General features: G+C 59.8%; 12 protein-coding genes. 7 read left to right on the forward strand and 5 right to left on the reverse strand.

Annotated features, from left to right (window positions below; translation table 11 throughout):
* Positions 1-4: 4 nt before the first annotated feature.
* Positions 5-1,231 carry an ROK family protein gene (locus RS75_RS14055; RefSeq protein ID WP_045021437.1) on the reverse strand — a complete coding sequence of 409 codons (1,227 nt, stop codon included), beginning with the start codon at positions 1,229-1,231 and terminating at the stop codon, positions 5-7.
* Positions 1,232-1,475: 244 nt separating this feature from the next.
* Between RS75_RS14055 and RS75_RS14060 the strand changes: the two genes are divergently transcribed.
* From RS75_RS14060 to RS75_RS14085, 6 genes are read left to right on the forward strand one after another with little or no spacing between them, the layout of a single operon-like run.
* Positions 1,476-2,741 (forward strand): extracellular solute-binding protein, encoded by a 1,266-nt coding sequence (locus RS75_RS14060; protein ID WP_045021439.1) that lies wholly within the window; start codon positions 1,476-1,478, stop codon positions 2,739-2,741.
* 16 nt (positions 2,742-2,757) lie between these two features.
* Positions 2,758-3,699 (forward strand): carbohydrate ABC transporter permease, encoded by a 942-nt coding sequence (locus tag RS75_RS14065; protein WP_045021442.1) that lies wholly within the window; start codon positions 2,758-2,760, stop codon positions 3,697-3,699.
* Positions 3,696-4,538, forward strand: coding sequence for a carbohydrate ABC transporter permease (locus tag RS75_RS14070; protein ID WP_045021444.1), 843 nt, complete (start codon positions 3,696-3,698; stop codon positions 4,536-4,538). Before RS75_RS14065 ends, RS75_RS14070 begins: the two co-directional genes overlap by 4 nt.
* A gap of 4 nt (positions 4,539-4,542) precedes the next feature.
* The gene (argH, locus tag RS75_RS14075) at positions 4,543-6,057 is read left to right on the forward strand and encodes an argininosuccinate lyase (protein WP_045021445.1); all 1,515 of its coding nucleotides are present in this window, start codon (positions 4,543-4,545) and stop codon (positions 6,055-6,057) included.
* A complete protein-coding gene (locus tag RS75_RS14080) occupies positions 6,057-7,097 on the forward strand; it encodes an ABC transporter ATP-binding protein (RefSeq protein WP_045021447.1) in 1,041 nt (346 codons plus the stop codon). Before argH ends, RS75_RS14080 begins: the two co-directional genes overlap by 1 nt.
* Positions 7,098-7,099: 2 nt before the next feature.
* Entirely contained in the window at positions 7,100-7,993 is an 894-nt protein-coding gene (locus RS75_RS14085) for a carbohydrate kinase family protein (protein WP_045021770.1), read from the forward strand.
* Between the two features lie 16 nt (positions 7,994-8,009).
* On the opposite strand, the gene betC is transcribed toward RS75_RS14085, so the two are convergent.
* Positions 8,010-9,524 carry a choline-sulfatase gene (betC, locus tag RS75_RS14090; RefSeq protein WP_045021449.1) on the reverse strand — a complete coding sequence of 505 codons (1,515 nt, stop codon included), beginning with the start codon at positions 9,522-9,524 and terminating at the stop codon, positions 8,010-8,012.
* 14 nt (positions 9,525-9,538) lie between these two features.
* The gene (choX, locus tag RS75_RS14095) at positions 9,539-10,492 is read right to left on the reverse strand and encodes a choline ABC transporter substrate-binding protein (RefSeq protein WP_045021450.1); all 954 of its coding nucleotides are present in this window, start codon (positions 10,490-10,492) and stop codon (positions 9,539-9,541) included.
* 94 nt (positions 10,493-10,586) lie between these two features.
* Here choX and RS75_RS14100 point away from each other — a divergent pair, with 94 nt between their 5' ends.
* A complete protein-coding gene (locus tag RS75_RS14100; protein ID WP_045021452.1) occupies positions 10,587-11,483 on the forward strand; it encodes a choline sulfate utilization transcriptional regulator in 897 nt (298 codons plus the stop codon).
* A 64-nt stretch (positions 11,484-11,547) separates the two neighbouring features.
* On the opposite strand, the gene RS75_RS14105 is transcribed toward RS75_RS14100, so the two are convergent.
* Positions 11,548-12,366 (reverse strand): ABC transporter ATP-binding protein, encoded by an 819-nt coding sequence (locus RS75_RS14105; protein ID WP_045021454.1) that lies wholly within the window; start codon positions 12,364-12,366, stop codon positions 11,548-11,550.
* Complete coding sequence (locus tag RS75_RS14110) at positions 12,363-13,397, reverse strand: FecCD family ABC transporter permease (protein WP_045021457.1); 1,035 nt, start codon at positions 13,395-13,397, stop codon at positions 12,363-12,365. The genes RS75_RS14105 and RS75_RS14110 overlap by 4 nt, the downstream gene beginning before the upstream one ends.
* Position 13,398: the final 1 nt, after the last annotated feature.

Consider the following 13,398-nt stretch of genomic DNA (forward strand, 5'->3'; position numbering starts at 1 on the left):
ATATTCAGCCGGGCACCTGCGCTGCGGCGCCCAAAGACGTCTCGAGTTTTGGTGTGACGATGTCGAACAGCGGCAAGGCGGCGGCACCGAGCGCCGCCGTCAACTGTCCGGACTTGCCGTGGATGACCCGCGGCAATTCCCTTTGCCGCCGGCTCGCGACCGAAGTCGGCAGTTGCCCCATCCGCGCAATGATCTCGTTGATGACGATTTCAGGCAGTGCGCCGCCGAGAATGACCGTCTGCGGATCGAGAATGTTCTCGAGCATCGCAACCATGGGCGCCAGATGGATAGCGGCCTCGTCGATCCATTCCATCACCACCGGATTGCCCGCCCTGAACAGGGCTTCGAGATCGTCAAGCTCCGTATCCGCAACACCGGCGCAGACGAGCTTTTCCTTGAGCACGTAAACGGAAGCATAGGCCTCCAGGCATCCTCTCTGTCCGCAGGATGGGCAAGGTCTTCCCTTCGGCGAGACGGTCACATGGCCGATTTCGCCGGCGTTTCCGAATGCGCCGCGATAGGGCGAACCATCCTGAATGATGCCGAGACCGATGCCGACGCCGAAATAGATCATGCAGAAATTCGGGATTGCCAGCCCTGCGCCGAACAGGCGCTCCCCGACGGCTGCGGCCGTCGCATCGTTTTCAACCACAACCTGTTGGCCGCACGCGTCGCTCAGCATCTGGCGGGCATCGATCCCGCCCCAGCCGGAGAGCGTCGTCGGCCCCACGGAGGTCATGCCGTCGATCTCGAAAGGTCCGGGCATGACAACGCCGGTGCCGAGCAGCCGGCACCCAACTTTTTTGGCAACTGCGGCATGCTCCGCCGCAAAGGTCTTGAATATGGCCTCCGGCGTGGTGTCCTTGAGCGGGGTAATACGATGGGTGCGCAGTACGCCGGCCAGATCGAGACCGACAGTCACCATATGGTCGGCGGCAATTTCCACGCCGATCGTCGCACCGCCATCCGGGTTGACGGAAAATTGTATCGGCGGCTGGCCTCTGCCGGTGCGGCGGCGGCCCAGTTTCTTCAAAAGCTCCTCGCCCACCAGCTCATCGACGATATTGGCGACCGCCTGGGCGGTCAGATGCGTGATCTTGGCGATCTGGGCGCGACCGAGCGTGCCATGCCGCCGGACGACGTCGAGCACGACTCGCCGGTTGTGCTCGCGGCTCCGCTCAGGATTTTTTCCGATTGCTACGGGATAGGCATCCACCGTGTGCACCGTCATCTCTTCAACTTCCCGTCCGTTAGAAAATTCATAACGTCCAAATGACGATAAGCGCAATATAATAATTCAAGTAAATTATCTTATTGACAAACGCCCGCCTTCAGAGAACCGTAGAGAGCGACCGGGGGTCAGGATTGCAAGAGGCGGAACGAGGAAAATCCCGCTGCCGGCAAATCAATGAGCGCGCGCGAAAACGCGGATAAAGGGAACGATCACTCCGCATCCGGAAGACCGGACGGAGGAAATGGAGGCTTACATGCGCAGGACAACTTTGTTCGCCGGCTTGGTCGCCGGTTTCAGCACACTCGCATTCAACACCGCGCAAGCGGTTGAAATCCAGTATTGGCAATATGTCTTCGATACACGCGTCAAAGCCATGGACGAGCTTATCGCCGAGTTTCAGAAGGCCAATCCGGATATTACCGTCAAACAGGTGACCTTTCCTTACGCCGACTACCAGACGCGCGTCATCGCCGCCAACATGTCCGGCAAAGGCCCTGACGTCATGCAACTCTTCTACGGCTGGCTGGATAAATTCGTAGCCGGCGGCATCTTGCAGCCGCTGCCCAGCGATACTTTCCCGCATGACAAGATCGAAAGCGATTTCTTCCCGATCGTCAGTGCCATGAAGCGGGGCGACGATTATTACGGCCTGCCGACGGCCGTTCGTTCGCTGGCGCTTTTCTATAACAAGAAGCTCTTCACCGAGGCGGGTCTGGATGCCGCCAATCCGCCGAAGACACTGGACGAATTTGTTGCCGCGGCCGAAAAGATCGCCAAGCATGACGCCGCCGGAAACCTCACCGTTGCCGGCTCGACACTCGATATGGGCGGCCAGGACCACCAATGGTGGCGCGAGGTTCTCATTCGCCAATATGGCGGCGAGCCCTACACCGACAACGACCAGAAAGTGACCTATGACAGCGAAGCGGGCATTCAGGCCCTGAAATTCTACACCAGCCTGCAGCTTGAAAAGAAGATCGGTCAGGTGGGCTTCATGGATGAAGGTCAGGCCGCTTTCCGCGCCGGCAAGGCGGGCATGACCATCGACGGAACGTTCCGGCTTGGATCGTTCAGAACCATCAAGGATTTCGAGTGGGGCGTGACCGAGCTTCCCACCAACGACAAGAATATCCGCTCCAATTATGCCAGCTATTTCGCAAATGGCATCAGCGCCAAGACGAGTGGCGAAGAGCTTGAAGCGTCGAAGAAATTCCTCGCCTACATCTCTTCACCGGAAGCCATGGCCATCTGGCTGAAGACCGTGGGCGAGCTGCCTGCGCGGCGTGCGGCGGCATTGACCGAAGAGAACCTGAAAGACCCGGTCTACGCACCGTTCCTGAAGGGTCTCGAATATGCCCATACGACGCGGTTCATGGATGAGGCCGCCCAGCGGCAGAACGCCATCGACATGACGAACCGGATTTTGCTCGAGGGCCAATCCGTCGAGGACTCCATCAAGCAGGCCGCCGGGGCCGAGCAGGAAATCATCGACGCGGCCAAACCTTAAAACCGCAGGTCCAATCATGACAGCGATCGATCAACAGGGGGCGGCATCCGGCCGCCCCGGCGGCTCCTTCGGGGATCGCTTTTCCATGCGCACGAAACGGCTTGTGTGGATCTGGAGCTTTCTGGCTATCCCGATCCTGTTTTACAGCATCATCCGTTTTTACCCGACGCTGCAGGCCTTCTGGCTGTCCTTCACCAACTGGGACCTGCTGCGGCCGGCAAAGTTCATCGGCGTCGCCAACTACGTCAAGCTGTTCAAGGACCCCCAATTCTGGAAGGTCTTCAGGAACACTTTCACCTATCTCGTCATCGGCACGCCCATCAGCCTCGTTCTGGCTTTTGTCATCGCTTTTTATCTCGACCGGGTGCGGATCCTGCACGGTTTCATCCGCGCGCTTTATTTCCTGCCCTATCTGACAACGGCAGCGGCGATGGCCTGGGTCTGGCGCTGGTTCTACCAGCCGCCGCCGATCGGCATCATCAACGACGTGCTTGGCATGATCGGAATTCCCCAGCAGCCGTTCATCCGCTCCACCAATCAGGCGCTTTATTCGGTCATGGTGACCTCCATCTGGGCGGGGCTTGGTTTCCAGATCATCATCTTCATGGCGGGCCTGCGCTCCATTCCGACGACATTTTATGAGGCCGCACGCATCGATGGCCTTGGCGAGTGGGCGATCCTTAGAAAGATCACGCTTCCGCTTCTCAAACCAACGACCGTTTTCCTCGTGGTGTTTTCTTCGATCGGCTTCCTGCGCATTTTCGATCAGGTCTACAACATGACCACCAACGATCCGGGCGGACCGCTCGGCTCAACCAAACCGCTGGTGCTGATGATCTACCAGACCGCGTTCAATTCCTACGCGATGGGTTATGCCGCAGCCCAGACGGTCGTCCTGTTCACCATTCTTCTTGTCGTATCGCTGGTCCAGCTCTGGGTCCTGAGGGAAAAGAAATGAGCGAAGCGTTGCCACTCTCCCACGCCCGCATCCGCCCCGGCCGCATCCTCGCCTGGACGCTGCTGTTCATCGGCGGCCTGATCATGGTCTCACCGCTGCTCTTCATGTTTTCGACCTCGTTCAAGACAGCGGATCAGGTCTACGATCTCCGGCTCATTCCCGCCGCACCGACACTTGCGAATTATATGACTGTCATGGCCGACGGCCGGTTTCTCCGCTGGTTCTTCAACTCGATCTTCGTTGCGGTCATCGTCACCATTTCCAACTGTTTCTTCGACAGTCTGGTCGGCTATACGCTGGCCAAATTCGAGTTTCGCGGTCGCTACTTCATCTTCCTTGCGATCCTCTCGACGCTGATGATCCCGACGGAAATGCTTGTTATCCCGTGGTATCTGATGTCCAGCCAGCTTGGCTGGCTCGATAGTTACTGGGGCATCATGTTCCCGGGAATGATGACGGCCTTCGGCACCTTCCTGATGAAGCAGTTCTTCGAGACTGTTCCGAACGACTTCCTGGAGGCAGCGCGCGTCGACGGGCTGAACGAATTCCAGATCTGGTGGAAGGTTGCCCTGCCGCTGGTGACGCCTGCACTTTCGGCGCTTGCGATCTTCACCTTCCTCGGCAACTGGACGGCGTTCTTCTGGCCTTTGATCGTCACCACCAGCAAGGAACTCTACACCCTGCCGGTCGGCCTATCGAGCTTTGCGGTGGAACAGCAGATCCAGTGGGAAATGATCATGACCGGCGCTGCCATCGCGACCATCCCAACCCTCATCGTCTTCATCGTCCTGCAACGCTACATCGTTCGCGGTGTGATGCTGGCGGGTCTGAAAGGATAATATCATGGCCGATATGAACCCCCGCCTGTCGGATACCAGCAAGTTTCCCGATGCTGTTTACAAGGAAACAGTTTTGCGCCCTTTGTTCGACGGCGCCAAGAACCATCATGTCGACGGTTTCCGCCGCATTGACCGTGCGCATCTCGTCATGCTGCGCGAAACCGGCATTCTCGATGCCGACACGGCGGCAAAAATCGCCTGCGCGCTCGAAGACATCGACCGGACCATCAATCCTTCCGAACTGGTCTATACCGGCGAGGTCGAGGATTTCTTCTTCCTGATCGAAAAAGAACTGAAAGCCCGCATCGGCGTTGATGTGGCCGGCCGCCTGCACACGGCCCGCTCGCGCAATGACATAGACCACACGCTTTTCAAGCTTGGTCTGAAAGAGAAGATCGACACGCTCACCGCCAAGGCGCGACTTCTGCTGGAAGCCCTGATCGACGCTGCCGAGCGCAATGCAAAGACGTTGATCGTGGCCTATACGCACGGGCAACCGGCCCAGCCCACCACCTTCGGCCACTATCTTTCCGCGGCCATCGAAGTGCTGATCCGGGACATCGACCGCTTCGCCGAGGCGCGGCGCATTGTCGATCTGTCGCCGATGGGCGCTGCCGCGATCACCACCTCGGGCTTCCCGATTGATCGGGCACGTGTCGCCGAACTTCTCGGCTTTGCGGCACCCTTGCGCAATTCCTATTCCTGCATTGCCGCCGTCGATTATACGACGGCGACCTATGGCGCGATCGAATTGATGTTCCTGCATCTTGGCAGGCTCATTCAGGATTTCCAGTTCTGGACGAGTTTCGAAGTCGGGCAGATCTACGTGCCGAATTCGCTGGTGCAGATATCCTCCATCATGCCGCAGAAGCGAAACCCGGTTCCGATCGAACATCTGCGCCATCTCGCCAGCCAGACATTCGGGCGGGCGCGAACCATGCTCGACGTGATGCACAACACGCCCTTCACGGATATGAACGACAGTGAGGGCGAAACGCAGGGCATGGGCTACGAAGCCTTCGCCTCTGCCGGTCGGGTGCTCGATCTGCTTGCCAGCCTCGTCGGCAAGATCAGCATCGATCCGGAAAGGGTCGACCAGAATATTCGCCGTTCCTGCATCACCATCACGGAACTGGCGGATTCGCTTGTCCGCATCGAAGACCTGTCATTCCGGCAGGCCCATGAAATTGCCGCGACCGTCGCCAAAAGCGTGGTCGCGCTGAAAGGCGATCTGCCAAACGACGGTTTCGTGCCGTTCCGCAAGGCGTTCCGGGAACTCGCCGGTCGCGAGACCAGCATCGACGAGGAAAAGTTCGGGCAGATCGTCTCGCCTGAGCACTTCGTTGCGGTGCGCAGCCGCTTCGGCGGCCCTGCCCCCGAGCCGATGCGGGAGGCGATTGCGGCCTATCGCGACAACCTTGCTGCGCTTGAAGCCGAAACACGACGATCCGCTGACTACGAAGCGGCGAAAGCGGCCGAACTTGCAGAGAAATTTACTGCCCTGACGGGAGCGCGATAATGGCGACAATCGAACTCAATCAACTCGTGAAGCGCTACGGCAAGATCGAGGCAGTCAAAGGCATTGACCTTGCCATTGAAGACGGCGAATTCGTCGTTTTCGTCGGTCCTTCCGGCTGCGGCAAATCCACCACGCTCAGAATGATCGCAGGCCTGGAGGAGATTTCAGGTGGAACACTGAAAATCGCCGGAAACGTCGTCAACGAGAAAGAACCGAAACAACGCAACATCGCCATGGTCTTCCAGAACTATGCGATCTACCCGCATATGACGGTTCGCCAGAACATCGGCTTCGGGCTTTATACCGCAAAGCTCGACAAGGCGGAAAAGAACCGGCGTATCGAAGAGGCCGGTCGGGTGCTCGGACTTGAGGCATTGCTCGACCGTCGGCCGGCAGCCCTGTCGGGCGGCCAGAGGCAGCGCGTCGCCATCGGCCGCGCCATGGTGCGTGATCCCTCAGCCTTTCTTTTCGATGAGCCGCTCTCCAACCTCGACGCTCAGTTGCGGTCACAGATGCGTATTGAAATCAAGCGCTTGCATCAACGTCTTAAGACGACCACCGTTTACGTTACCCACGATCAGGTCGAGGCCATGACCATGGCGGACCGGATCGTCGTGATGAAGGACGGCCATATCCTCCAGGTCGGCACGCCATCCGAACTCTATGAGACGCCGGTGGATGTCTTCACCGCGCGTTTCATCGGCAGCCCCTCGATGAACCTGCTGCGGGGCAAAAGAACGACGAACAGCGTTGCGCAGTCCGCCGATGGCGACCTGCTGATTGGCATTCGCCCCCATGATCTGCTCGTTGGAGAAGGCGAGACAGCTCAAGGGTCCTTCTCACTGGAGGGAACAGTGACAGCCGTGGAGCCACTTGGCCCCGAAACGCTGGTTCATCTGGACACGCCCACGACGTCCGTTATCGCGACGGCAAGAGGCAAATCCATCCCCGCTGTCGGTAGCCAGTTGCAGTGCCAGGCGGAGACGGGCGCGCTCTATCTTTTCGATGCCACGACGGAAAAGCTTCTGGGCCGCGCATGATGATGACAGTCACGGACAAATCAGCGGTCATCAGTATCGGCCGGATCTATTGCGACCTCATCTTCACCGGACTTGACGAATTGCCGGTGCTCGGCAGGGAGCTGTTTGCCCGCGACATGGAAATCACCGCCGGCGGCGGGGCTTTCATTGCGGCTGCGCATTTCGCGCATATCGGTCGCACGGCCACGCTGCTGGCAAGGCTCGGCACCGACACGTTCTCGCGCGCCATCGGCGAGAAGATGCAGCAAAGCGGTGTGGACCTGCAATTTCTGGAGCATTCAGCGGATGCAGGGCCTCAGGTCACGGTCGCGACGGTGGTTGGCCATGACAGGGCATTTTTGACGCGGCGCGCCGGTGCCGCCCGACCATCGACCCTTGATGCCGCTTTCGCGTGGAACAGGGCCTGCCATCTGCACATCGCCGAATTCGCCACCCTGCACGAAATTCCCGACCTCGTTTCCCGCGCCAGGGACAGCGGATTGACCGTCTCGCTCGATCCGAGCTGGGATGCCTCGCTGATCTATGACAAGGGCCTGCTCAAAGCCTGCTCGGGCGTCGACGTGTTTTTGCCCAACCTCGAGGAGGCCGAAGCGATCACGGGTCATTCCGACCCTGAGGCGGCGATCAGAGCCTTGTCCGGGGCGTTTCCCGTCGTGGCGCTGAAGGGCGGCGCGCAGGGCGCGTGGGTCTCCTCGCAGGGAGGCCTTCATCATACGGCGGCGAAGAACGTCCCCGTTGTCGATACGACAGGCGCAGGTGACGCATTCAATGCCGGTTTCATCAACGCCTGGCTTCGACAGGATGGCGAAAAACAATGCCTGGAGGCCGGTGTCGCAGCGGGCAGCCTTGCCGTGCAGGCTACGGGCGGCGCCCCGAGAGCTATCGCCGCCGCTTGATCCCGTCCTGCCCGCTTCACTCCCCACGCGGAAAACGCTGGTTCTCCTCCAGCACGTTGAGGTCCATGTGGTTGCGCATGTAGCGCTCCGAGGCCTTCTGCAACGGCTGATAATCCCACGGGTAATAGGCGCCGTTGCGCAGTGCCTTGTAAACCACCCACCGCCGCGCCTGGCTTTCCCGCACCAATGCATCGAAGACGGGTAGTTGCCAGCGCCGATCGATCTCGGTGGAAAGCGATGACAGCACGTCGGCGAATTCAGGATTGCCGACAAGATTTATCCGCTCGTCCGGGTCCGCCTCAAGATCATAGAGCAGCGGCGGGTCGGCTTCGCAGATCGTCAGCTTGTAGCGGCCGTCGCGAATGGCGACGAGTGGTGCGATCGAACCTTCGGCCGCATATTCCATCGGCACCGGGCCGCGCTTGCCTGTTCCCGCAGCCAATGCCGACAAATCTTCGCCATCCGTCCAGCGTTTGAGCGAGGTGATGTCGAGACCAGCCAGACCACAAAGCGTTGGCGTCACATCCAGCGTCGAGACCGGCGCGTCGATGAGCGCCGGTTGCCAGCCGGGTGCGGCGATCATCAGCGGCACGCGGGCGGAACCCTCGAAAAAACACATCTTGAACCACAGCCCACGCTCACCCAGCATGTCGCCATGGTCGGAGAGGAAGAGGATGATCGTGTCCTCCTCCATCTGCGTCGCCTTCAGCACGTCGAGAATTTCGCCGACCTTTTCATCGATATAGGAGATGTTGGCGAAATAACCGCGCCGCGCCCGGCGTATCTCTTCGGGCGAGATATCGAAAGCCTGATGGTCGCACGCCTCCAGCAACCGTTTCGAATGCGGGTCCTGCTCATCGAAGGTAAGCGCCTGCGTCTGCGGATCGAGTGCCGGGCAATCCTCATAGAGATCCCAGAACTTCCGCCGCGCCACATAGGGGTCATGCGGATGGGTGAAGCTGACGGTCAGGCACCAGGGGCGGTCATCGAGACGCCGCGACAGGTCGTAGAGCTTGCGGGTCGCGTGATAGGCAACCTCGTCGTCATATTCCATCTGGTTGGTGATTTCGGCAACGCCCGCGCCGGTCACTGAACCGAGATTATGATACCACCAGTCGATCCGCTCGCCGGGCTTCGTATAGTCAGGCGTCCAGCCGAAATCCGCCGGATAGATATCCGTCGTCAGACGTTCCTCGAAGCCGTGCAACTGGTCCGGCCCGACAAAATGCATCTTTCCCGAAAGACCGGTGTAATAACCCGCCGCCCGCAAATGATGCGCATAGGTCGGGATATCGGAAGCAAATTCGGCGGCATTGTCGTAAACCCGCGTCCGGCTCGGCAATTGCCCGGACATGAAGGAAGCCCGGGCCGGCGCGCAAAGCGGGCTTGCCGTATAAGTATTGGCGAAACGGACGGACCGCTCCGCCAGCGCTTTCAGATGGGGGGCATGGAGAAAATCGGCGGGACCATCGGGAAAGAACGTCCCGTTGAACTGGTCGGCCATAAGGATCAGAATATTGGGATGCGGCATCTGGTTCTACCGTCTCAGAGGCCAAGCTTGCCTTTGACGGCAGCATCACCCGGCTTGCCATTCAGCGTGGTGACACCCTGCAGCCAGTCATCCAGCGACTTCGGATTGGCCTTCAGCCACGCCGTCGCTGCTGCCTTTGCATCATCTCCACCGAGAATGGAGCCCATCAGGGCATTTTCCATGCCGATATCGAACTTCATGTTCTTGAACAGCGTTGCCGCATTCGGGCATTGCTGCGGCCAGCCGGTGCGGGCAAGGGTGTAGACCTCCGCCCCACCGAAATTCGGGCCGAAATAGGCGTCGCCACCTGAGAGATAGGCGATATCGATCTTCTCGTTCATCGGATGCGGCGCCCAGGCAAGGAATACCACAGCCTTTTTGTCCCTGCCCGCCCGTTCCACCTGCGCCAGCATGGCCTGCTCTCCGGATTCGACGAGCTGCCAGCCCTTCAGGCCGAAATCATTGGCGTCGATGATCTTCTGGATATTCTGGTTGGCTGGCGCACCCGGCTCGATGCCGTAAATCTTGCTTTCAAACTCACCGGCATGTTTGGCGAGATCGGAAAAATCCTTCACGCCCTTCTCCGCCATATAGGAAGGCACCGCCAGCGTGAACTTGGCGCCCTCAAGGTTCTTCGTCATCACCTCGGCGGCCTTGGCGGTGTTCAGGTCGTCAACGAAGGATTTCTGGGCCGGCATCCAGTTGCCGAGAAAGACGTCGATCTCGCCGTTCTTCATGGCCTGATAGCCGATCGGCACCGACAACGTCTTGACGTCGGCTTCATAACCCAGCGCATCGAGCAGAACCGAGGCGACCCCATTGGTGGCTGTGATATCCGTCCAGCCCGGATCGCTGAGGCGAACCGTCCTGCAGGCGGCGTCATCGGCTGCGTAAAGCGGGGTAGAGAAGGCCGCTACGGACAAAAACAGACCGGCGGCGATGCGGTGCATGCGAGAAACGGTTATCATTGCGGCTCCCCTTTTATTAGTCCAGTTTATTGAACACCACATTGTTTTTCCCTGTGAAGCAGGTATTTTTCGATGACTGACATAAGGATTTTCTATGACAGAGCGGCCACTCGACCTTGGATGGATGCGTATTTTTACCGAGGTCGCCCGGCGCGGCAGCCTGACGGCGGCGGCAGGATCCCTGCGACTGACGCAACCTGCGGTCAGCTACCAGATCCGCCGGCTGGAAGACGACCTCGGCGTCGCGCTCGTCAGGCGGAAACATCGTGGCATCGAACTGACGGCCGAGGGGCAAAAACTGTTCGATATCGTCTCACGCAATGTCGACGCCATCGACCTTCTGGCGCAGCAACTCCGCCGCACCGAGGAACGTCAAACGATCCGCCTGCACACGGACTACGCCTTCTCATCGCTATGGCTGATCCCGCGCATGCATGGTTTTCGTGTCCTCAACCCGGATATAAACATCCAGATCGTCGCCACGCAGGATCCGTTGGGGCAAGGAAAACACGATAGCGACGTGATGATTATCTTCGGAACGCGGCAGGATGCGGGCGATGGCGCGGTGCTGCTGCTTTCCGAAAAAGTAACGCCCGTCTGTTCGCCGGCGCTTTTGGCAGAGATACCGGCACCAGCGAGCATCGCGGATATCTCACGGATGAAACTCATCCACCTCGAAAACACCTCACAGACGCACTGGTTCGACTGGCCGTCCTATTTCAAGCATTTCGGCGTGCATCGAAGCCCGGAAAACGACAGCGGCGACATCAGTTTCAACAATTACACCATGGTGGTTCAGGCAACGATCGGCGAGCAGGGTTTCGCGCTCGGCTGGGCGGGGCTGGTCGATCCGCTGGTCGAGGCCGGCGTGCTGGTGACCGCAGGCCCGAGCCTCGACGCGCCGGGACGCGGTTACTGGTTGCTGAGGCCGAAAAGCACCGACAGCGCAGTCAGAAAACTCACCGGTTGGCTGATCGACGAGAAGCGATAATCATGCCGAATTTACGGAAATCCATCTCCAAATAACTTTAGAATCTATAAGCAATATATTGATATTAAATCATCTTATGTGATTCATTGGCGATACGATGCCGGCCGATCGGCAGCATCATCGGTTTGCCCGACGTCGGGTCTTCGATGACCCGGCTTTCGATGCCGAAGACCTGGTGCACATTCGCTTCCGTCAAGACTTCCTCCGGCGTGCCGCAGACATGCAGCCTTCCGCCCGTCATGGCGACGAGATGATCCGCGTAACGCGCGGCAAGATTGAGATCATGCAGCACCATGACGATGGTGGTCTGACGGGCGTGGTTGAGGTCGGTCAGAAGATCCAGCACTTCCACCTGATGGCTGATGTCGAGGAAGGTCGTGGGTTCATCGAGCAGTAATATGTCCGTCTGCTGCGCAAGCGCCATGGCGATCCAGACACGTTGCCGCTGCCCGCCGGAGAGTTCGTCCACCGGCCGTTCGGCAAGTTCGACCGTATCAGTGGCGATAAGTGCGGCGGCGATGGCCTCGTCGTCCTGTCGCGACCAGCGCGCGAAAAGACCGTGATGCGGGTGCCGGCCACGGCTGACGAGATCGGCGACGACGATGCCCTCCGGCGCGATCGGCGACTGCGGCAGAAGGCCCATGCGCCGCGCGAGTTCCCGCGATGGAAGGCTGTGGATCGACTTTCCGTCAAGCAGGACCTGGCCGGCACGCGGCGCGATGAGCCGCGACATGCTGCGAAGGAGCGTGGACTTGCCGCAGGCATTGGCGCCGACGATGACCGTGATCCTGCCACGCGGAACGACAAGGTCCAGCCCTTCGATGATGAGGTTTTCGCCGTATCCGGCCGAAAGACCTTTTACGGAAAGAGAATGGCTGGTCATAACGAGCCTCCGCTGCGGTTTACCCGCACGATAAGGTAAATCAGATAGGGCGCACCGAGAGCACCGGTAATGACGCCGACCGGATAACGGCCCGGCAGCAGGAACTGGCCGCAATAATCGCCCACCAGCACCAGCACCGCCCCAACCATCGCGGCAGGAATGAGCAGCGAGCCGTTGCTGCCCACGACCCGCGCGGCAATCGGCCCCGACAGAAAAGCGACAAAAGCGATCGGCCCCGACACCGCCGTGGCAAAGGCGATCATGCCCACGGCGGCGATGATGACGATGATGCGGGTTCGCCCCACCCGCACGCCGAGCGCGGAAGCCGTATCATCGCCGAGCCTCAGCGCGTCCAGATCGCGCGCGCGGCTCAGAAGCAGGCCACCGAACAGGATAAGTGCAACGGAGAGCGGCAGCGTCTGGGCAAGCTTCGCGCCGTTGACGCTGCCCGTCAGCCAGCGCATCGCTTCCTGTAGCGTCCACGCCGGCGCAACCGAGAGCGTATAGGCGATGAAACTTTCCAGCATGGCAGAGACGCCGATGCCGACGAGGATCAGCCGCGTTCCTGCCACCCCGTTGCGGAAGGACAAGAGATAGACCAGCAATGCGACGCCAAGTCCGGCGACGACAGCGACGATCGAGACGACCGGCCCGTTCAGATGCAGGACGACGATGGCAAATACGGCCGCAGCACTGGCACCGGAACTGATGCCGATAATATCGGGGCTGGCGAGCGGGTTGCGCAGCATGATCTGGAAAGCGACGCCGCCGAGCCCGAAGCTCAGACCCGCGAGAACCGAGAGCAGCGCGCGCGGCAGACGCAATTGCCCGACGGTGAAGGTGACGCCAGCAATGTCCTCGCCGAGCAGTACGCGCAGGACATCGCCGGGCGGCGTAAAGGATTGCCCCAGCATCAGCGTCAATGCGAAAGCGGCGATCAAAAGCACCGACAGGGTTGCGATAACGAGGCGACGCCGGCGCTGACGGGCGTGGCGATTGAAAACGAGGCTTTCGATGACGGGAGCGTGCATG

It is taken from the genome of Rhizobium nepotum 39/7 (assembly GCF_000949865.1).
GTDB lineage: Bacteria > Pseudomonadota > Alphaproteobacteria > Rhizobiales > Rhizobiaceae > Agrobacterium > Agrobacterium nepotum.